Below are 19,717 nucleotides of genomic sequence, written 5' to 3'. Positions count from 1 at the left end.
GAGGCTCCTTTAGAAGATGGGATCGGGTCCGAAGGGGTTCTTCGGCGGAATGGTGTGCTGGCCGCCGTAGTTCGGTGCGTTGTTGAACTTCTCGTGGCAGATCTGCAGGGCGTGGCCACAGCCGGGGTAGGCGGATACCAACGCGCCCGCTGCGAGCGGCGCTGCGGTCAGCAAGGTGAGGGTCGGCCCAACATGGCCCACCACGAAGCGGTACTCGACGGCCGTGCCCTGGACCCACTTGATGAATCCACCGACGAACCAACCGTCCGGCTTCGCCGCGAAGGCAGTGGACGTGATCGTCTGAGCGGATGCGGCTGACAACACGCCATCGACCCGGAACAGCTCCGGATTCAGACCGCAGTCGGCGTCGAATAGCGCGAACGGACACTGCGCCTGCCAGCACCGGCGGAGGCCGTTCGTCGCAGCGGCGCCGGCATTGCTCTGACAGGTCAGGAGCAGATCATTCTGCCGCTCGCTGAAGTCGCTCAGCACGCCGTTCCAGGTGCCGCGGATCGTGCCGTCGCTCTTCCGGATCCGCCGCCAGCGAACGACGATGCGATCGGTCGGCGGATATGGCCGCAGGACTGACGCCAAAGAGATGGACAGCGGTACGGTCACCTCCAGATTGGACCTGGCCTCCTGTGCCGACTGGCCAAGGCGACCGCGTTTGATCGCCTCGGGGCTGAACGGCTGCGCATCGTAGATCTCGATCCGATCGCTGGACGTGTAGCGCCAGCGCTGGGAACCGCGCCCAAATTCATACAGCTCGACATGGCGGGAGAACAGGCTCACGGTTCGCTCTCCTCAGCGCCAATGCCGGCGAAGGACACGCGGCAACGCGCGACGCCCTCACCATCGGTTTCATGGGACAGCTCCACGGTGTCGGAACTGAGGCGGGCCAGCACCATCCAGCTGATCAAGCGGATGGCACTCGGCTGCAGGGCGATGCCGTGCGGCGCGTCCAACTGCAGGAACTCCCGCTGTGGATCCAGCTCTGTGGCCTCTATCAGCTGCCGGTACAGCACCTGGCCACTAAACAGCTCGATGCGCAGGTGGCGCCGGCCGGACTGAGCACGCCCGAAGCGGGCCACACCCGCCCAGGCGACCACGATGCCGCTGGAGGTGGTCAGGGCTGGCTCGACCAGCTCCAGGTCGTCGGCCCAGGACGGCACCCACAGAGCGGCCGCCCTGCCTTGCAACCAGTACAGCAAGCTGCGCAGGCTGGCCTGCTCCGTGCGTCCCCAGGTCTGCCATGCGTGGGACTGCAGGGGCCACGCCTTGCCGGTGATGTCGTCGATCGCCACCGGACCGATATCACCGTCGATCACCACCAGCTGTCGACCGAACTCGGCCGTCTGCGCCTGGTCGAGGTCGGGGCGCTGCTCCAGCACAGGCCGACCGCGATAGACCGCCGACGGTGCCACTGCTGGCCAGTCGCAGATCTCCACCGCAGCCAGGCGGACGGTCGATCGCATGACCTGGTCGGTCACGCGTTCCAGGCTGGGGGTCTCGGCAATACGAGCCGTCCGGCAAGGCAGCACACGGGTGCCAGGTGCCCAGGCATTGGCCGTGGGGCGCGCCAGCTGCAGGCCATCGGCGTTGATACCCGACACCTCGACCAGCTCGTAGGTGGTGACGTCCTTCCAGAGCATGGCCAGGCCGCCAGGGCGGTAGTCGCGCTGGGTGGCGGCCTGCACCGGAACGGATTGCACGCCCAGCGCAAGGCCCGACCGCAGCCACGATACGTCGTTCCAGACCGGCAGCGCCCAGGTACGCGCCGACCAGTCGAACAGAGCGTGTTCAAGCACCTGCCGCTCGCGCCGGTCGGCCAGCACGCTGAACTCCCAAGAGCGCCTCGGCGAGCCACGCAGCGGAAATCGCGCTTCGCCGCCACCGACCGACTGCTGCACGTCCGTCGCCCAGGCCAGGGTTTCCGACACCGGGCGGGACCAATCCGGCGGCAGCATCCAGGCCGACATGCGGTTGCCGGTAATCGTGACGGTGCGACGCCCGAGAGCCACGAAGTCGTAAGACAGCGTAGCCGCGATCACCGGCGGGCCTTCGGTCGTGACCGACAGCTGCCAACGGCGCAGCTGCAGGGGCGCAAACGGCAGCGGCGGCGCTCCGGGACCCACCATCTGAACGCCCTCGCCGTTCTCAAGGGTTGCAGAGGTCAGGGTCTGCTGCTGGAGGTAGGAGTTCCAAACCTGGACGTAGCGCACCTGGTTGGTGACCAGATTGCCCAGGTCGATGCGCAGTGGCAGCACGTGGATGCGGTAGTACCAGTCATCGAACGATGTGCGCTGCTGGGGGCCGCTGGATCGCTGTTCGGGCTCCTCGATGGTCGATTCTTTGGTCGACCCGGTGAAGAAACCCAGCCGTGCAGCTGCGCCGCGAAACTGGAGAGGAATGCGGGTGCGCGGTATCGCCAGATTGCCACTGCGCCAGTTGGGCCCTGTGCTGCTCTGCGTGGTGAGAATGATGGCCATCAGGACTTCTTCACAGCCCAGCCATAGTTGCCGCTGGCCGGAGGCGCGTTGGTCACGCTGCTCATGGCCAGCTTGCGCAGCCAAGGAAACACCATCCATGTGTCTTCGCCGATGGTGATCTCCTGCTCGGGCTCGAGCTTTTCCAGGTAGCAGGCACGAAGTCCGGGCACTCGCCCGATCGGTGAGAGGTACACACCGGTACCGGGGCGGCGAATGCTCAACTGAATCGGATGAAGCACGCTGCGGCCAGAGAAAGTGTTCTCGTCGCCACCTGCGAGGGCATAACCCAACCACATACTGTCCAGGCTGGAGGAAGTGCTCGACTGGTAGATAGATCCGACACCGGATCCTGCCTGACCTTCGGCATCCAGCGTGCTGCCGTAGTAGTTGCAGATCCGGCTGTAATTGTTCGCGCGGCCATCTTCAGCCGAATCCGCACGCACATGCCCACACCCCGTGGTGCTGGTGTTGTGGCCGAACAAGACGACGTTGTTGCCGTTCTGGCTGACCATCCCGCTATAGCTTCCCGTGCGCGCCCAATAGGTCCCGTCGACGTACGTGCCGCCCGTGTATGCGCCAGCCTTCTCAAGAACGCCGAAGGTGTGATGGCGGTACTCGCCGGCAACGGCCTGGGCGATGGCGACGTGGATCGCATTGCCGTTGGCGAACAGCTTCAAACGGGGGAATGGGCCAGCCAGTTCGTATGTCGAGATGTCGCGCGGGGACACCAACGGCTGTACGGACGGTGCTCCGTTTCCGTCATAGCCAATCGAGATGCGAGACCTCAGGCTCAGCTGGTCGGTGTTGAAAAGATGAACGTAGTCGGAGACGCCAGGAATGCGGAGCGTGGCGGTGCGATTGGCACCGACCAGGTTGTTGCGCTCGACGGTCCAGCCATTGGCCTGCGCGAACTGCACCACCAGGTCGATCAGGGTCTGTACGTTGGGAACATTGGTGAATTCGGCGTAGGCCATCTCTTACTCCAGAGCAAATGCGGCGTACTGCCCGTCGCCTGTTCGATAGACATTGGGGACCAGCAGATGGTCAACCCCGTTGACCGTAGCGATCTGCTCAGCTGTGGCACCGAAGGCCGGTGTGTAGAAGACGCCATCAAAGCTGCCGTAGAACTGACCGCCCTCCGGGACCTCGCTGACGCGCGACCCGCGATCAACGCTGCCCGAGGTCCAGCCCACCGCCATAAGCTGACCGCGCTGTAGCCAGCGCTGACCATCCAGGCAGCTGCGGAGGTTCTGGTTACCCACATATGGGTTCCAGGGCATGGTGATGCGGCCCGTGGCCATGTACGTGGTGGTGTACCCATTACGAACGGGCAGCCACGCCTGCATCGGCGTGAAGAGATAGCCTTGACTCAACGAGTCGTTGCTCTGTCCGTCCGCGATCGCATTCCAGAAATTGGAGTGGCCGTAGGTATCCAGCGACGCTACACCGTTACTGCCCAAGAAAGAGCCACCGATGAAAAGCGGGTAGCTCCAGTCGCCCGGCAGGTGCTCCGGCAGGATGAACCCAGCATACAGAGCGTCATAGCGCCCGTTGATGCGGGTGATCACCTTGAAGCAGCGGCCGTTGGCAATAAACCAGTATTTGATCGGTGAATTGACGCCCAGGATCGACACGTAGTTCGAGTTCGCACCGGGCTGCGTGAGGATGCCTGGGAGATCCGGGTTGTACGCCGTGTGGCCGCGCATGCGCATGTTGTAGTAGTTGCTGGCCGGCACTACCCACGCCTGCAGTGACACGTAGATCTCATCCTCTCCGGAGAGCCCACGGCCCTTCAGTGACACGAAATCGTTGGCCGCGATCGGGCCGCTGGCCACGCCGCCCACCACCTGCCACTGCTGGTTCGCTGCCACCAGGGCCGCGTTGGTGGTCAGGAAATCCCGGAGGCGGGCCATGAGGTCGGTGATATTGGCTGCGGTGTCGGTTGCCCAGGCCATGTTCAGAGTCCCAGTACTTGGCGGATCGCCGCAGAGTTGCGGTTGATCTTGTTGATGACAGTGGTGTCGCTACCCGGATCGTCCAGGTATTGGTCGAACAGGTCCGGCGATACCTGGTTGATGACGCGCAAGCCCAGCTGCGTGGCAGCGGCCATTGGCGTAGGCGACGCGGCGGTGAAGATGGGGGTGCTTGCGATCATCGGCGTGACCGCACCGCCCTCGGCATAGCCGCGCCAGCGATCAATGGCCGCCATGCCGACCTGGTTGAAGGCCGACAGGAAGGCCAGCGCGCCCGGCTGGCGAACAACCTCTTGGCGATGTACGAACTCGCCAGCGTGAACGATGCCGGCCGGCTGGTACTTGCCGCCAGGACCGGTGTAGCCACCGACCGCGTAGCTTGCTGCGGCCCCGATCGCGTTTGCAGCAGCCATCGCCGCCGCTGCTGACTGCATCTGGATGGCCGCAGCGGTCACCGCTGCCGCGCCGCTGATCAGGCCGGCACCTGACGTGCCAAGCGCGGTTGCACTGGTGGCCACCGCAGTAGCGCCGGCGGTAACGCCTGCAGCAGCACTCGAAAGGGCCGCCGCCGACGCCTGGGTGGCGGCTGCAGCTGCTGCATCGGCGCCGACGTCCACGCCCTTGTCGAACACCATCGACGTAATCTTGCTGGCCAAGGCCTGCGACCACTGATCTGCGACGAACTCAGCCAGGCCAGTGGACACCGTCACGAAGAAGCTCCGCACCATGTCACCCAAGGAGGCGCTGCCGCTGGCCAGCGACATGAACGCCTCCTTGAAGGCGCTCTGGAAGGTGGTGCGGACATTCTGCTGCAGCAGGTCGGTGGTCTGCGCCATCTCCCGCAGCTTCAGTTCGATCTGTTCGACCGCCGCCAGCGCCTCGGGGTTGCCCAGCGCAGTGGCGGCTTCCCGCATTTTCGGAACGAGTTCCCGCAGGGTGACCAGCTTTGCCTGGTACAGGTTGACGATGCGCTGCTGCGCATCAGCCTCGGTGATGAGCCCGGCCTGCAGCTCGACCTGGATCCGCTGCTGCTCCAGTGCGACCTGGCCCATCGTGCGGTTGTAGGTTTCCTGCAGGCTCTTGAGCTGGGCACTGGCCTCGGTGAGCTTCATCAGCTTGGCTACGTCGGCCGCTTCGGCACTCTTGCCAACGTTGTCCAGCTGCTGCTGCAGGCGGCCCAGCTCCTTCACCGTCTTGGCCGCCTCGGCATCGGTGCCCGAGCCCTGCAGCTGGGCGAGCTGCAGGCGCACGTCAACCATCTTCTTTGCCATCTCCACGCGTTGGCGTTCACTGTCGAGCAGCTGCGCCTGGTCGACCAGCTGGGACTTCAGGCCCTCGCTGGCGTTCTTGTAGGCACCTTCCTCGATCTCATAGCGGATACGCGCGGCTTCGCCGGCCTTGGTTTCGCCTTCCTGCAGGTCGCCCAGCATGGACACCTGCTTGGCCAAGTTGTCCAGCTCGCGCTGGGCAGCGGTTTCGGCCTTCTCGCCCTCGGTCTTGCCCGGCTTACGCGTGCGGCTGCGGTCCTTGTACTGCTCCTGCAGCTGTTTGAGCGCCTTGTCATAGGCACCGCCCTTGATGCTGCCATCAGCGCCGAAGACGACGTCGCGCAGCAGTCCAGGATCGGTGTTCCCCGCTGCCGCACCGTCACGCAATGCGCGGAACTTCTTGCCCAGCTCGTCGACGGCCTTTGCCAGCTTCTCCGCCTTCGGCGCGCCGCTGTCGAGCTGGTCCTGGATGGCCTTTGATGCAGCCACGGCCTTGCTCTGCACCTCCTGGTTGGCCTTGTCGGCCGCCGCCCGCTGCTCCAGCGCCACCTTCTCCGATTCCAGCGCAGCGATGCGGGCCTTAGTCTGCTGTTCGCCCGCCGCACCTCGGGTGGCGTCACCCGGAATCGGGCTGTTGCGCAAGGCCTGGAAGAACGCCAGATCCTCACGCAGCGAGCTGAGGCGCGCCTCCACGTCAGTCCGGCCGACGTCCTTCATCGCCTGCCAGGTGCGCAGCACCGCGCCCTTGACGCCTTCCCATGCCTGCTCCAGGAAGCCGGCCGACTGGCGGGCCTCCTCCACACGCTGCTTGTGGACTTCCGCGAAGGCACTGATGGCCAGACGTGCGGCGTCGGTTTGGCGCCCCTGATCCTCCAGGGCGCGAACGTGGTCGTACACCTCCAGCGTCAGGAAGTTGTACTGCTGGTTCAGTTCGGCCAGCGTTGCCGACGGGGCCTTGGCCAGCTCGATGACCTTGGCTGTCGTCGCCTCAATGCTGTTCCCGGTGAGCGTGGACAAGTCCACAGCGGCTTGGGCTGCCTCCGCCAGCGAATCGCTGGCGACCTGGCCGGAACCGGCCAATCCCTTTAAGGCCTGCTGGGCTTTCCCATACTCGCCGGTGGCGCCGCCCACCTGGTTGCGCAGCTCGGCCAGGTGCCCGGCCGTCGTGCCTGCAGCGTTGCCGGTGGCAATCAGGGACAGCTCCAGGGCGCGGTTCTCCTGATAGCCCCTGTACGCAGCTGCAGCGAATAGACCCAGCGTGGCCACGGCACCGCCGACGGCTACCCCGAGGGCGCCAAAGCCGGCCGCGCTGCGACTGCCCAGGTTGAGCAGCATGCTTCCGGCGCCAGAGACATTGCCCTGCAGCAGGTTGGCGCCGACGCCGGCCAGGCTGGTGCGGACCTCGCGAGCCGACAGGCTGAGATTGCGCATGCGCCGATCGGCAAGGTCGACACCGTCGCTCAGCTGCTGCCAGTGGGCACGTTGGCTGGCGATGCCCACCATCGCGCGGTTGTAGGCTTCGCGCGAGATCGTGCCGGCGTCGACCGATCGCTTGAGCTTGGCTTCATCGGCATCGAGACGAATCAGGGCAGCGTGGGCCGGGTCGTACACGCGCAGCAGCTGCTGCATCTGGCGCTCTTCCTTGGCGCGGGCGGCGGCGGCCTGCTCCTTGCTGGTCAGCAGTTGCTTCTCCTGCTTGTCCAGCTTGCCGAAGATCTCGGACTGCTCCTCCACGGAGATCAGATTGGACCGCATCACCCGATCAAGCAGCTGCTCGGTTTCGGCCAGGTCTTCGAACGAACGGGCACCACGCTCGACCCGCTGCTGCAGCTCGGAGATGGACTGGATCTGCTGTGTGGTGGTGGCCTGCGAGGCATAGGCGGCCTGAACCGCCTCGCGGGAAGCCTGTGCCTGCGCGGCGGTAGCGGCGGCATGCCGGGAGGCCGCTTCGCTATTGGACTGACTCGACTGCACCTGGGCGTCCAGCGCCCGTTTGTAGTCCAGCGATGCCTGCACCATGTCCTGGATGCGCTTGGCCGCCTGCTCGGCGGTTTCACCCTGGCGCTGCAGGCCAGCGGCGGCGGTCTCTGCCGCCTTGCCGGTTTCGGCGACGCCTTTGGCGTTGCCGACCTTGGCCAGGCCATCGGCCGCCTTCTGCGCCGAGCCACCGATTTTCTCCAGATCCTTGTCCAGGGCCTGGACCGCGCTGCCGGCCTGGCCGAGGTCCGCTCGGATCTTGAGGGCCAGTTCCATGTTGCCGGCGTTGCGGTTCACGTGATTACTCCAGTTGCTTGGATAGATCCTTGGCTACGGCGCCGCCAGCGAATGCGGCGTTGATGTCGTGCAGCCTGGCGCGGCGCTCCCTGCGGCTGCGCCTGTCCTCTTCCCGCAGGAAGAGCATCAGCTGCCGCTGGGTGTATCGCCCGATGTCGGCGGGGGTTCGTCCGTACCCCGCGCGGATGAGGGTTGAGTAGAGCCGGGCCCAGCCAATGACCTTGCCAGCCGCTCGGCCGCTGCCTTTCGCATCAGGCGTTCGATGAAAAAATGGCCATTCACCTGCCACCACAGCAGCTGCAGCTGCTCGCCGTCGCGGTAGCTGAGGCCGCTGATCCAGTCCTTGTCCTGGTCCGTCGCTGCGGCGATCAGCACCAGCACGTCATCGATGTTGCTGGCCAAAACCTCGGCCACCGCTTCCATGCTCGGGATGACGGACGCGTCGCCGAAGACGCGGTGCAGCCCCTCGACCAGCGGACGGATGTGGCGATCCAGACGTGCGGCCTCGACGAAGCCGTACTCACGGACGGTGATCTCGCGCCCACCGATCACCGCCATGCTCTCCGGGTGCAGGATGGCCAGGTCGTCGGGAGCGCCCGTCTTGGGCGCTCCCTTCTTATCCGGGGCCTCGACCTTCTTGGCCATCAGGCAGCCTTCTTCTGCAGCAGGCGACCGAAACCACCCAGCAACGGGTCAGTGGCCCGCGCCGGGTCGAACAGGATGGCGGCCGACAATGCCAGGTTGCCGTACTCCTGGTTGATCAAGCCCAGCGATTGCACCGGCGCGAAACGCGAGCGCCACAGTTCGATGACCACGGCATCGCCGGTCTCGGTGTTGATACCGTCGAACTGCAGGAACTGCACCTTGCCTGGTGCGGAGAACAGGACCGTGTTCTCCACGCCTTCATAGCCATAGGCCGCCTTGAACGGCTGCTGGAAGCTGCCGAGGGTCTTGATCTCGACCACGCCCTTGCTGTGGCCAACCAGCTCATAGTTCGCGGCAGGAACCGTGACCGGGGTGGCCGCGCTGTCGGTGATGACCAGGTTGGAGGCGAACGGATGATCCAGGCGGACCTGGTCACCGACGACCAAGCCTGTCGGGAACACTTCACCGGTTACAGTGGCTGCGGCGATATCCGCAACCGTCGCCTGGAACCCGAGTGCGAGGTTGGCAGACGACCAGTAGTCCAGCGTCAGGTTCAGCGCGGCAGTCGTGCCGGTATCCAGCCGGCCGAGCTGCAGGCGCTTGCCGGAGAACGAGTCGGTCTTGTCGGTGCTGTTGGTCGACAGTTCCAGGGTGGCTTCGGGAACGTTGCCGAGCCAGCGCAGCTTGCCGATCTTGCCATCGGGCTGGACGTCGGCGCTGCGGATGTAGCCCTGCAGCGAGAAAAGGGAACCGGTACCGGACATCGTCACTTCTCCTTCGTATCGGCGACCACGCGATTCGCGATCAACCACTCGCGATCGGCTTCGGACACCTTGATCTTGGCCTTGGCGTCGTACTGCACGCCGGCATGGGTATGGGGCTTGTCGAGGGTGACCTCGACCAGCTTCTGGACGGGTGCTTCGTTCACCGCGCTGCTCCTTTGATGATGTGCTGCGTTTGATAGATGTCGGCCCACAGCGCGATGCTGGCGTTGTAGTCCTGCATGTCGCCCTGGACGAACTGGCAGGCACGCGCGCCCGGCAGTTCCGGAACCCAGCCAATCAACGCTCCCCGAATGGCGGCGAGCACTGCCTGCAGATCCTGGGTGACCTGCTCGCCGCGCTGATCGCGGTAGTTCCGGGCTGCGACCACGACGGCAAAGCTGGCGTAGGCAATTTGGCTGCTCGGTACCTGCTGACCCGGAGGAGCGACGCCCTGCTGTTGCGAGACCGCCTTTTCTCGGGCCAACACCAGGTAGGCGCACGGCACCGGGAAGTCCTGGAGCGACTGCACGGCGTGGTAGTCCGCCGCGCCTTTGATAGACCGCAGCGTTTGGTTCTCCAGCAGCTTGGCCGCCACCAGCCGCTCGCGGACCAGCTCGACGTCGAAGGGCGCGGCGCTCACTTGCCGTAGTCCTCCAGCGTGGCGTGGGTGAACTGTCGCGCCGGCGCGCACCACTCAGGCGAGCCGCTGCTGGGAGGCGGAAGCGGATCATCAACGCCGAGCGAGAACTTGCCGTCCCTGGTCAGCTCCAGAAAGCGCAACGCTTCCTTGTAGTCGCGTACCACCGGGTCCGTCCGGTCCTCGGTGTTGACCCGATCCTTGTGCAGCAGGTAGCGGGCGATCCAGCGTGCCCAGGTCGGGACGATCGTCGGCACCGGGTTGAGCGGTACGGTGTAGGGTACCGGCTTGCGCACGGCCAGGTAGCCATTGATTACGCCGTCGGCGTCGTCCAGGGCGCGCTGCACGTGCACTGCTGCCTGGTCGGCGATCGCAATGTCTGCAGGATCGTAGGCACTGCGGTCGCCACCAAGAAGCGTGGCGTCCATCAGCGCCTCATCGACGATGCGGAAGCGCTCCGGGGTGGCCACCTCGGCCAGTTCCCTGGCGAGTTTTGCGGCGGACAGCAGGGGCAGCGTGCAGTAGGACATGGCGGCCTTCAGACGTGGTCGAAGGGTTCGGCCGGATCGGTGCCGAGCACGCCGGCGGCCTGGTAGATCGCCGCGTCGTCCTCGGAGATTTCGATCCAGGCTGGCGGCTTCAGGACGCTGCCCCGGAACTTGAATGGAGCCAGCACCTCGAAACAGACGCGCGCCGGCGCATCGTCGTCGTGCGAATTCACGTCGGCGCCAGGACCAGAAGCGGCATCGACCACGCCACTGGCTTCAGGGGTGGCTGGCGGCGCAGATGCGGAGGCATCGCCGCCGGCGTGAAGAGCCTGATCGTTCTCGGCCGGCTCCAGCGCCGGACCGGCGCCCAAGCTCGACGCTGCGGCAGCGTCGCCATCGACACCGGAATCGGCATTGGCTGGAGTATCCAGCTGCGTCGTGGCGGTCTCTGCGGGCTTCTCTTCAGTGACGGCCGGCGCGGCGGCCGGCTTGCTGTCCTGGTCGGTCTTGGGTGCGCTGGACGGCGCGGTGCGGGGCTTGGCCACGACGGGGTCTCCGAATAGGTGTGGTGCCGTGCTCTCCGGCTGTCACGCATGGTTCGCTGTGCTCCGCACTGCCAGGCCCGCGTTCGCCTGGTGCCGCCGCCGCTCTTGGTGTGGCGTAGGCAGCGCTGGCGACGTTCCTGTCGCCAGCGGCCGGTTGTGCTTTAGGCGCCAGCACCCTGGATCAGGTAGCCGGCGAGCATGCCGCTCATCACCGGCACGCGATCAGCGTCCACCGGGTACACCCAGGAGCGGGCGTTCTCGTCGCGATACGGCTTGCGGACCAACGGCATGCCGGTGATCGAGTAGGTGTAGCCATAGCTCGGGCGCGCGTTGCTGCGACTGTTGCCACCGGTCGGCGGAGCCACGTAGGCCACGATCACGTCATTGCCCCAGACGTCGCTGAGATCATCGTCCTGGCCGCTCGCACCCACTGCCTCGCCCACGTACACGTTCTGCACGTTCCACAGCTTGGCCAGCAGCTCCGCCGTGACCGAGTCGCGACCGGTGTACTTCAGCCGGTCGATGATCGACTTGTTGGATTCCAGAGCGGCGAAGGACGACGCCGACAGCAGGACGGTATTCGGGCGCACGCCGATCGAGCCACGCACGGCGTTCTTGGCCTTGCCGATATCCTGGGTCGGATCACTGCCATCGCCCGTCCAGGCATCCGCGCCGACCAGCGTGATCTTGTGGTCGTTGTCGTACTTGGTGGCGTCGCGGGCCAGCTCGGCGCATTCGTACTCGTGGGCCAGTTCGTGGGTGTCGAGGACGACGTCGACCGCGTCACTGGCCAAGTCCAGACCTGGTACCTGGGCAGCGTCGTTCTGGTTTTCGTCCGGCACCAGCGCCTCCAGGCCAGCCGGTGTGATGGCATAGGGCTTGCCGGCGTAGCCGAAGGTGATGCGCTTGGTCGCCGAGCCGGGGGCACGCTTGGTGTTGTAGCGGCGGAAGCTCTCCTTGCCGAACTCCAGAATCTGGCCGCCGTAGGAGCGCACCGTGGCGATCGGGAACAGGAAGCGGCCCACGTTGCCCGGCCGCAGGTAGCCCTGCGCATGGGTGGTGAGAATGGGATCGATGACGCGGGACTGGGCAGTGGTTTGCTGGGTCATGACAGGGTCTCTTGAATTCGACGAGGGATGGGCTTCGCGCTGCGGCGTGCCGCTTAGCCGGCCGGGGCCGCGCTGGGGGCGTTCTGGATCAGCAGCACCTCAATGCGATCGCCATCCGCAGCGGCACCCTGCAGCGCCTGTGCGACGGCGACGCCAGTGGTACGGGTAACCGCCTTGCCGTCACTGCCGACCTGGACGTAGGCGTTCTTCGCGATCACACCGCCGGCGGTGGCGACCGCCGTGCCCAGCACGTCGGTGTTGACCAGCTCGCCGACCTTGGCTTCGGTGGCCGTCACGCCGAAAGTGTTGCCGCCGGCGGTGGCATAGGCGCCGCCCGCGCCGACGAAGCGCTCGGCAGCCAGTGCGGCCGTGGCGGCGATGGAGAGGGAAAGCAGAGCAATCTTCTGGGTCATGGTCGTGCGCTCCTGGCGCCTGTAGCTGCGAATGGTCTGGGTGGTGACTGGTTGTCGTTGGCGATCAACGACCGCCGACGGCCTTCACCGCGTCCAGGTACTTCACGCCTGGGTTGGTCTGCTGGTAGGCGACTGCCTTGCGGTGCAGCTCCATGCCGGCGGCATCGACCTGCAGGCCACCACCCGGCGTGGCGAAATCGGCGGGCGCCGACGTGTCGGGCAAACCGCCGCCGGATTTCTCGCTGAAGTCCATCGTCTTGGGTAGGCTGGAAAGCAGCTCGCGCAGGACCGCTTCGGCGGGCTTGGAAACCTGGGTTTCGCCCTCGGCAAAATTCAGCGGCTGGCCGCCCACAGGGAGGGCCAACAGCAGCTCAACGACACCGGCCTTCTGTCGCGGCAACAGCTTGCCGTCGTTGACCAGGCCCTCGGCAAAGTTGGTGGCGTCTTCGCGACGCGCAACCGCCTCACGGGCGGCCAGTGCCTTCTCACGTGCATCCAGGGCGGCAGTCTGGTTGTCCAGTTCCTGCTGGCGCTGGGCGATCTGTTCCTGGTTCTGCTGGGACATTTGAATCTCCGTTGTTCGTTCATCGGTGGGTTCCGCGAAAGCGGTCGAGGGTGCTCCCACACGCTCATCCGGATCACGCGTGCTTTCCGTGACCTCGCGGATCTGCCATTGCGGGATGAGCTTGTCGGCTGTTTCCAGCCCGTCTCGGTCGATGAGGTAATCGCGCATCGACTGCAGCAAGCTGCTCAGGGTCCAGCCCAAGCGGGCGAGCGGCTGCGAGAAGCAGACCGCCTCTTCGCCTTCGGAGAAGGACGCGGACTTCAGCCCCTTCACTGCCGGCGGCTGTGCGCCCAGGAAGCCGATGTGCCGCAGGTAGAACTTGCCGGGCGTCGGATTGCCAGGCGTGTCGGGAAGGAAGATCGATGCGCTGATCTTCTTGAAACGACCCTTGTTGACCATGCCGGCGAAATCGGGGTCGACCTGGTGCGGCTCTGCGAACAGCACGCCGTCGCGACACTCCAGGGATTTACCCCAACCGTATGCCGGCAGATCCGCCTTGGGATGGCCGACAACGATCGGTGCCTCATGCAGGTCGACGCTATAGGTCTGCGCGATCTGCTGAACGTCGGCTTCGCTGAACGTAAAGGAGCGACCGTCCTCGGCGACGTGCGTTCCTGCCTTGAAGATTTCGAGAGCTGCGGCGGGCTGGTTCATGCCGCCATGTTCCTGTCGCGATCGCGTCAGGTCATTTGCACGGGTTCACAGCTTTTCGAGCGTCGCGCGCGTGCGAGTTTTGGCAGCTTCGATACGCACGCTGGCAGAGGTGCGTTCGATGTGGAAAGGATCGCGCAGAAAGCGGTGTCTGACACTTGCGGCACCTGAGCGATGCACCACCGTGCCACTCAGCGCACCATCGGGCGCAGCGGCGCGCTGTCGCGCTTACTCGGAAAACAACCCTGCCACGTGATCGGAGGCAATGAGGACGACCTCTTGCTCGTCCTCGTTGGACAGGCCGAGCCAGGGGCGTGCGGGAATACCGATGGTGTACGCAGGCAGGGTGACCCACTGAGCGAAGTTGGATTGTCGGCGCTTCACGAACTGCGTACCGACTTCGCCGTCGCGGCCCTGCCGGAAGTACACCTGCGTGGATCGCGCAGGGCGATTGATCGTCGCGCCGAACTGGTGAACAGCCCCGTAGGGCGCGTTGGTGCCGACCAGCAGCGTGTCGCCTACCACCTGATGCGCGAGCTGGTCGCCGAGCATATGGAAATCAAAGCGGAGCATCGGAACGCCAGGACGCTTGCGCTCCTTCTGGCGTCGATAGCCTGGGGAGAGCGGCGCCCAAGGCGCGCCGTCCGGTGACACCTGGCGTGCTGCTCGGTCCCGCGTTGAACGCAGGAGGTACTCGCCGATGTCCTCAAGCATCGGCTGCAGTGCATCGTTGCGCAGGCCCTTGGCCGCGCTGCGAAGCGCAGGACCTGCCGTGTCCTTGGTGATCTCGACGCGCGCGGCCATTAGGGAATCTCGCCCTGGATCAGCTGCCAGCTTCCACGGTCGACCAGGCGACGAAGATCCACCGACGAAACCACGCTGGCATCCTGGATCAGGTTGGGCATGGCGGCGCTTCCTTGGACCCGAACGTCAACGACTAGGCGCTGCCGCCGATCACCTTGAAGCACGAAGCGCACGATGCTGCTCGCGGCGTCATACAGAAGAGCGAATGGCGATCGCAGCGCGTTCGCCAGCGATGGAAGGTATGCCGCCGGCACCCGGTCCAATACCTCGGCGGCCTCAACGGCGATCGCGGCCGCCCCCAGTGCGGCCGCCTTGCTCGACAGAGCATCGACCGCACTGACATGGAGCGCGCCAACGAGATACTGGCTCGAATGCGCGCGACCAGCTGCTGCAGCCGCGCGCCATTCGCTTAGGCCGGCCTGCAGCGCGTCCAGCGCACGGGGGCGCTCCAGCACCTGAGCAGCGGTACGCGCTGCTGGCGCGGCCGGCAGGCGCACATTTCGGCGCAGCGCAGCCTGTAGCGCTTCCTCGATACCGCTGCCAAGTGCAGGAGGCGTCTGTGGCCCGCCCCTGCGGATCGGCCAACCGTCCAGACTGCGGCCGGGGGCATAGCCGAAACCGGGATCCACGCCCACCGGTGTTTCCACCAGGAACGGGCCACCAGGACTTCGCTGCCCGACCATGCGCTGTTCAAACTCGATCGCAGGCGCCGTATCTGGACCGTCCTTACCCAGCCGTGCCAGGTCACGATCGTTCAGCGCCTCGACATAGCACTGGCAGCCCCAGCCGTTGGCCGGGAAGAACCACTGCCACCACGGATCATCACAGTGCAGAACCATGCCGTCCCAGGCCTGGTGCAGTGGACGGGGCGTCTCGACTGCGTCGCTGTGGCGGTAGCGCCACCACGGCCTGGACTTCTTCAGGGCCTGCAGCTGATGCCATCGGCCCGCGTTGTAGCTCTGGCGCAGGTTGGTTTCGTAGATGACGCGGGAGCGCCAGTTGCGTCCACCGTTGTAGTCCCAGCCATGCGTGGCCACGATGCGGTCGAAATCACGACGGAACTGCTCCAGCGTCACTCCATCGTCGATGGCCTTGCGGATCGCCGTGGCAAAGTCCGCCACCAGCTCATCACGGTTGGCGCCGGCGACCATGAAACCTTGGTCATGCTCTGACTCCCATACGTCCAGCCAGCTTTCCGTGACGATGTTGCGCTTGCGACGGAAGAACGCGATCTGCTGCTCAAAGGGAACTTGGCCATAGCCCACGGTTGCCATCGATCAGCCTCCGGCGGCGCGCTGTGCGTCGTCTCGCCCGCGCAGGTGGGCGGCGCTCAGGCCAAGGGCGACGCCGTTGGCGAACTCCTCCAGACTCATCTCCGGCGCCGCTGCCAGGACCTGGTCGTACAGCTCCTCCAACGAGGTGGCGTTATCTGTCAGCTGCTGCAGCCCCTGAACCCACGCCGCGCCGGCTTCGCGCGTTGAGCGGTCGAGCTGGGCCGTCATGCCCCCAACCTGCTGGCCGTCCGCTTCTGCGAACGCCGCCGGATAGTGACGCCGGAGCAGCGCCAGGACCGACTTTTCCGGGTCGGCGAAACGCGCGTCGTCGATGGCAGTCGGTGGCGTCTGCGGCTCGGCTGGTGGCTCCATCAGCTCATAGTTCGGTCCATATGTCTGCTCGATGTAGACGGGCTTGGGGCGATAGCCCAGGCGATAGAGCTTCTCGTCACGAGATGCCGCTGCGTCAAGATCCTCAGCCTCATCAGTGACCCGATAGACACGCGGGACTTCCGCACCTGGGAAGTTCATTTCCGTCAGCCAACGGGCCGGCCCTTTGGTGAAGGACTCACAGATCAGGTCGGCGTCGGCCTTGATGATGTCCCTGCGGACCTCGGCCTGCAGTTCGTCGTTGCCAAGTTTTCCGGCCGTGCCTTGCGTGCTGGCGGTCTGCCCGAGGACGACCTTCTGGATCGTGGCGTCCATGTAGTCCTGCAGCGCCTTGTAGTCCGCCGTCCCGCTACGACCCGCCTCAAGCAAGTCCACTTCCATTGCCTTGGGCATGATGATGCCGCTGTCGGTCTGGATGGCGCGGGTCGCGCCCAGCAGCCTGTTCCGCTCTTCAGCAGTGGCGTTCTCGTCGTACTTGCCCACCGCCGTGGGCATGCCGAACTTCTCCAGGAAGATCAGCCAGAACTTCAATCCATTGCGCTTGAACAGCACTGGCCAGTACAGCCAATGCGCCAGGCCGAGGCCGTAGGGCTCATCGTCATGATCGGCGCCGGCGCAGTAGTTCCAGAAGTATGGAGCCGGCGCGGGGATACCCTCAGCGATGTGGGACTGAGTGAGCAGGCGCAGATCGCCATCCTTGCCGAATCGGAAGCGCCGACGGTTCCGCACCTTGATCGCACTCATCGCGATACGGTTGCCGTCAGCCTTGTAGATGATCTCCGCCGGGGCGTAGCCATAGAAGACACCGAAGTGCATCTTGCGGGTCACGTTATCCCAGCCAATGTCGTGGAGCTGATCGCGTAGATGATCCGCTGCTGCACGGTCAATGGCGCGCTTTCCGCCCGGCTCAACCTGCCATTCGCAGGCGACCACTGAGTCCTGGCGCGAGCCAAACGTCGCCTTGACCTCGGGATCAGAAAGCACCTGCTCGTAGATCTGCAAGTCGTAGCCGCCGCGATTGCGCAGCACGCTGTCGAACGGAAGCATCAGTGGCCCGGTGTAGCCGCGGGTGATGTCCATTCCGTCCGCAGTGGTGGCCACCTCGCGGTTCAGTTCAGGGCGGGCGGTGGTCATGCGAAGCCTCCAAAATCATTGCCACCCGACACGGTGCCGAAGCCCCTGTCGGAGGTGGTTGCTACAACTCCATCATCAAGCGCCTCGCCCACGTACACGCGTTGCCCGGTCGCCTGGAACTCGATCGAGCCACGGGGCACATGATTCAGCGCCGCGAACTGCATCAGAACGCCAGCGATAGCGCCGTCGCCGTGGCGCACCAGGTCGGCATCTTGCAGATCCTTGCGCTCCAGTTTGGGGACCATCGGGATGCCATCGACGAATTCGACCGCCCTGTGGTCATCCTCCAGCGAGGCGTCCCTGGGAAGGCTGATGAAGCCGTCTTCGAATAGCGCGATGTACTTGGGCATCCATTCGCCGTACCAGGGTCGCGACAGCGTCACCTCGTGGATGGGGCCGCCCTTGTAGCGCCCGCTCTCCTTATCCAGCTCGGCACGGCCGTATCGGTCGCCGGTGTACTCCATCAGCGTCTGGCCGGGGCCGGTGGCATCCCCTGCAAACGACCAGCGCCCTGCAGCATCCATTTTCAGGAAGTCCAGCAACGCCCACAGGATCTGCTCCTGCTGGCGTGTGGGAGCATTGGCCAGCTCGATCAGGAACGGCACCACGCGGCGCAGATCCTGTTCGATTCGCGCCGGCTTGATCACCGAGAAGTGACGATGGCGGGCGAAGTCCATGCCAACCGCCCAGCGGCCCGCAAAGCCCTTGGCGGCCGCCCTGAGTGCCGGCATCAGCTGCGTGGCAATCCAAGATGCGCACCAGACCTCGCGCTCCTTCTCGGGACGCTTGGGGAAATCGTCGTCGAATACGATCCGCAGCACCGGGCGGGTCTCCGCCATTGCGCGGTCCAGCCACACCGAAGGAATGGCCGAACCATCGCCGTCGCGGGGGATGACGTCCAGCTCCTCGCGCATGGCAGCCTTGCGCGGGCCATAGGCGGATCGGATCGCGTTGTACCACTCGCGCTTTCCATCCGGAGTGGCGATCTTGCCGCGCATGGCGCAGGCCCGCTCGTAGAGGCCGTTGGCCACGGCATCGTCGAAGCTGATCCGGATCACCTTCGCCTTTGCACCGTAGCGCCCTGCACGAATGTCCTGCACCAGCTGGTTGAACGGGTTCTTCTTGCCCCGGTGCGTTGACCATACCCGGATGCGACCGCCCCAGATGAGCAGTGCGGTGGCCGACTCCAGCACCTTGGCGACGTCCTTGTGGAGCGCCGCTTCGTCCAGGTCGACCACGCCCTGCAGGCCGTGGATGTTCTCGGGACGCGAGGACAGGGCGGTGACACGGAACCCGCTGGCGAAGCGGACGCGGAACGCCTGGATCTGGCGGCTTGTGCCGTCAGGCGCCTGGTCCTGGAAGATGTGCTGTTCAACACGTGATGCCTGCCCGCGCGCAATGATCGGCGCGAACTTGGCAACGTAGCCAATGAACTCCAGACCTTTCTCTTTCGTGTCGGCCATGTACCACACGTTGTCGCCGCCGGCTTCCTTGGAGGAAGCGGCGGTGATCGTGTCGGTCAGCGCCTGCGCGAAGGTGATGCCGGTGCGGCGCCCCTTCTCACATACTGCAATATCGAGCCCTTCCTGCATCCGGATCCATTCGGACTGGTGGGCCATCAGTACGCCGGCCTCACGTGGGTCGAAGTTGGACGAGATGGTGCGGACGCTCTCCGGAAGGTCATCCCAATCCAGAACGCGCTCAGTATCCGGCAGTGGCGTCAGATCGGACACTCAGCCGACTCCCTGCAGGACGGTGTTCCGCCAGAAGGCAACGTCGTCGGCGCCAAGGCCGCGCGCACGCGCCGCGTCCTCCACTCGCTGCGAGGCCTCCTGAAGCGCTTTCTCCCGCACCTCAGTTGCCCACTTGTGGCGGTTCACGCTGGCACGGCTGAGGGTGGCGATGTTCTTGGCCGCCTTTCCCAGGAGCGCGATGCGCTTGCCAGGATCCATCCCATCTTCGTCACCCTCTTCCAGCTCCTGCAGCGCCAGCAGCGCGTCGAAGATCTCGGTCTGAACGATGCTGATAATCGCGTTGCTGCGTTCGTCGGCATCATCAGGCGCTGCCTGACTGATCAGGCGGGCAGCTTCGGTGCTGGCTTTTACTGCGGCAAGGCGCCGCTCCAGCTTCTGGCCATAGGCGCCAACAGCGCTCTTGCCGATGCTGAAGCCCTTCTCCGTGAGCCATTCGGCCAGCCCGACGTACCCGCCGAAGCCGGAAGCAATCAGGCGGGTGTCCAGCTCGGCACGGATGTCCTGGGGAAGCTGATCGATCTTGCTGGCCGGGGGCATGGC

19 protein-coding genes are annotated in these 19,717 nt (G+C 65.2%); all 19 read right to left on the bottom strand.

Annotated elements, in window-relative coordinates:
* Nucleotides 1-9 precede the first annotated feature (9 nt).
* On the bottom strand, nucleotides 10-792 hold the full coding sequence (locus tag AC5P7R_RS14285) for a phage BR0599 family protein (protein ID WP_125432871.1): 783 nt from the start codon (nucleotides 790-792) through the stop codon (nucleotides 10-12).
* On the bottom strand, nucleotides 789-2,489 hold the full coding sequence (locus AC5P7R_RS14280) for a hypothetical protein (RefSeq protein ID WP_125432873.1): 1,701 nt from the start codon (nucleotides 2,487-2,489) through the stop codon (nucleotides 789-791). The genes AC5P7R_RS14285 and AC5P7R_RS14280 overlap by 4 nt, the downstream gene beginning before the upstream one ends.
* Nucleotides 2,489-3,463, bottom strand: coding sequence for a hypothetical protein (locus AC5P7R_RS14275; RefSeq protein ID WP_125432875.1), 975 nt, complete (start codon nucleotides 3,461-3,463; stop codon nucleotides 2,489-2,491). The genes AC5P7R_RS14280 and AC5P7R_RS14275 overlap by 1 nt, the downstream gene beginning before the upstream one ends.
* Before the next feature lie 3 nt (nucleotides 3,464-3,466).
* The gene (locus AC5P7R_RS14270; RefSeq protein WP_236509559.1) at nucleotides 3,467-4,444 is read right to left on the bottom strand and encodes a hypothetical protein; all 978 of its coding nucleotides are present in this window, start codon (nucleotides 4,442-4,444) and stop codon (nucleotides 3,467-3,469) included.
* Nucleotides 4,445-4,446: 2 nt separating this feature from the next.
* Complete coding sequence (locus AC5P7R_RS14265) at nucleotides 4,447-8,004, bottom strand: phage tail length tape measure family protein (protein WP_260465462.1); 3,558 nt, start codon at nucleotides 8,002-8,004, stop codon at nucleotides 4,447-4,449.
* A gap of 126 nt (nucleotides 8,005-8,130) precedes the next feature.
* Complete coding sequence (locus AC5P7R_RS14260; RefSeq protein WP_125430104.1) at nucleotides 8,131-8,649, bottom strand: DUF6631 family protein; 519 nt, start codon at nucleotides 8,647-8,649, stop codon at nucleotides 8,131-8,133.
* On the bottom strand, nucleotides 8,649-9,413 hold the full coding sequence (locus AC5P7R_RS14255) for a phage tail tube protein (RefSeq protein WP_125430101.1): 765 nt from the start codon (nucleotides 9,411-9,413) through the stop codon (nucleotides 8,649-8,651). The genes AC5P7R_RS14260 and AC5P7R_RS14255 overlap by 1 nt, the downstream gene beginning before the upstream one ends.
* A 2-nt stretch (nucleotides 9,414-9,415) precedes the next feature.
* The gene (locus AC5P7R_RS14250; protein WP_155029304.1) at nucleotides 9,416-9,577 is read right to left on the bottom strand and encodes a DUF7210 family protein; all 162 of its coding nucleotides are present in this window, start codon (nucleotides 9,575-9,577) and stop codon (nucleotides 9,416-9,418) included.
* Nucleotides 9,574-10,053, bottom strand: coding sequence for a phage tail terminator protein (locus tag AC5P7R_RS14245; protein ID WP_125430098.1), 480 nt, complete (start codon nucleotides 10,051-10,053; stop codon nucleotides 9,574-9,576). Before AC5P7R_RS14245 ends, AC5P7R_RS14250 begins: the two co-directional genes overlap by 4 nt.
* Nucleotides 10,050-10,580 (bottom strand): gp436 family protein, encoded by a 531-nt coding sequence (locus AC5P7R_RS14240; protein ID WP_125430095.1) that lies wholly within the window; start codon nucleotides 10,578-10,580, stop codon nucleotides 10,050-10,052. Before AC5P7R_RS14240 ends, AC5P7R_RS14245 begins: the two co-directional genes overlap by 4 nt.
* An 8-nt stretch (nucleotides 10,581-10,588) precedes the next feature.
* Complete coding sequence (locus AC5P7R_RS14235; RefSeq protein ID WP_125430092.1) at nucleotides 10,589-11,083, bottom strand: hypothetical protein; 495 nt, start codon at nucleotides 11,081-11,083, stop codon at nucleotides 10,589-10,591.
* A 161-nt stretch (nucleotides 11,084-11,244) separates the two neighbouring features.
* Nucleotides 11,245-12,192: a major capsid protein gene (locus AC5P7R_RS14230; RefSeq protein ID WP_125430089.1), complete on the bottom strand. Its 948-nt coding sequence runs from the start codon at nucleotides 12,190-12,192 to the stop codon at nucleotides 11,245-11,247.
* 53 nt (nucleotides 12,193-12,245) lie between these two features.
* Nucleotides 12,246-12,605: a capsid cement protein gene (locus AC5P7R_RS14225; RefSeq protein ID WP_125430086.1), complete on the bottom strand. Its 360-nt coding sequence runs from the start codon at nucleotides 12,603-12,605 to the stop codon at nucleotides 12,246-12,248.
* Nucleotides 12,606-12,669: 64 nt separating this feature from the next.
* Entirely contained in the window at nucleotides 12,670-13,824 is a 1,155-nt protein-coding gene (locus AC5P7R_RS14220) for a peptidase (RefSeq protein ID WP_125430083.1), read from the bottom strand.
* Between the two features lie 225 nt (nucleotides 13,825-14,049).
* Nucleotides 14,050-14,625, bottom strand: a complete 576-nt coding sequence (locus tag AC5P7R_RS14215; protein WP_125430080.1) for a phage virion morphogenesis protein — start codon at nucleotides 14,623-14,625, stop codon at nucleotides 14,050-14,052.
* Nucleotides 14,625-15,899, bottom strand: coding sequence for a phage head morphogenesis protein (locus tag AC5P7R_RS14210; RefSeq protein WP_125430077.1), 1,275 nt, complete (start codon nucleotides 15,897-15,899; stop codon nucleotides 14,625-14,627). The genes AC5P7R_RS14215 and AC5P7R_RS14210 overlap by 1 nt, the downstream gene beginning before the upstream one ends.
* A 3-nt stretch (nucleotides 15,900-15,902) precedes the next feature.
* Entirely contained in the window at nucleotides 15,903-17,423 is a 1,521-nt protein-coding gene (locus AC5P7R_RS14205; RefSeq protein ID WP_495213951.1) for a DUF935 domain-containing protein, read from the bottom strand.
* Nucleotides 17,420-19,156, bottom strand: a complete 1,737-nt coding sequence (locus tag AC5P7R_RS14200; RefSeq protein WP_125430071.1) for a hypothetical protein — start codon at nucleotides 19,154-19,156, stop codon at nucleotides 17,420-17,422. The genes AC5P7R_RS14205 and AC5P7R_RS14200 overlap by 4 nt, the downstream gene beginning before the upstream one ends.
* Nucleotides 19,157-19,714: a DUF3486 family protein gene (locus tag AC5P7R_RS14195; protein WP_046428350.1), complete on the bottom strand. Its 558-nt coding sequence runs from the start codon at nucleotides 19,712-19,714 to the stop codon at nucleotides 19,157-19,159.
* Nucleotides 19,715-19,717 lie beyond the last annotated feature (3 nt).

Source organism: Stenotrophomonas sp. YJH_SMC_27 (assembly GCF_059369815.1).
The sequence above is the reverse complement of the archived record's forward strand: the minus strand, read 5'-3'. Positions and strand labels throughout refer to the sequence as shown.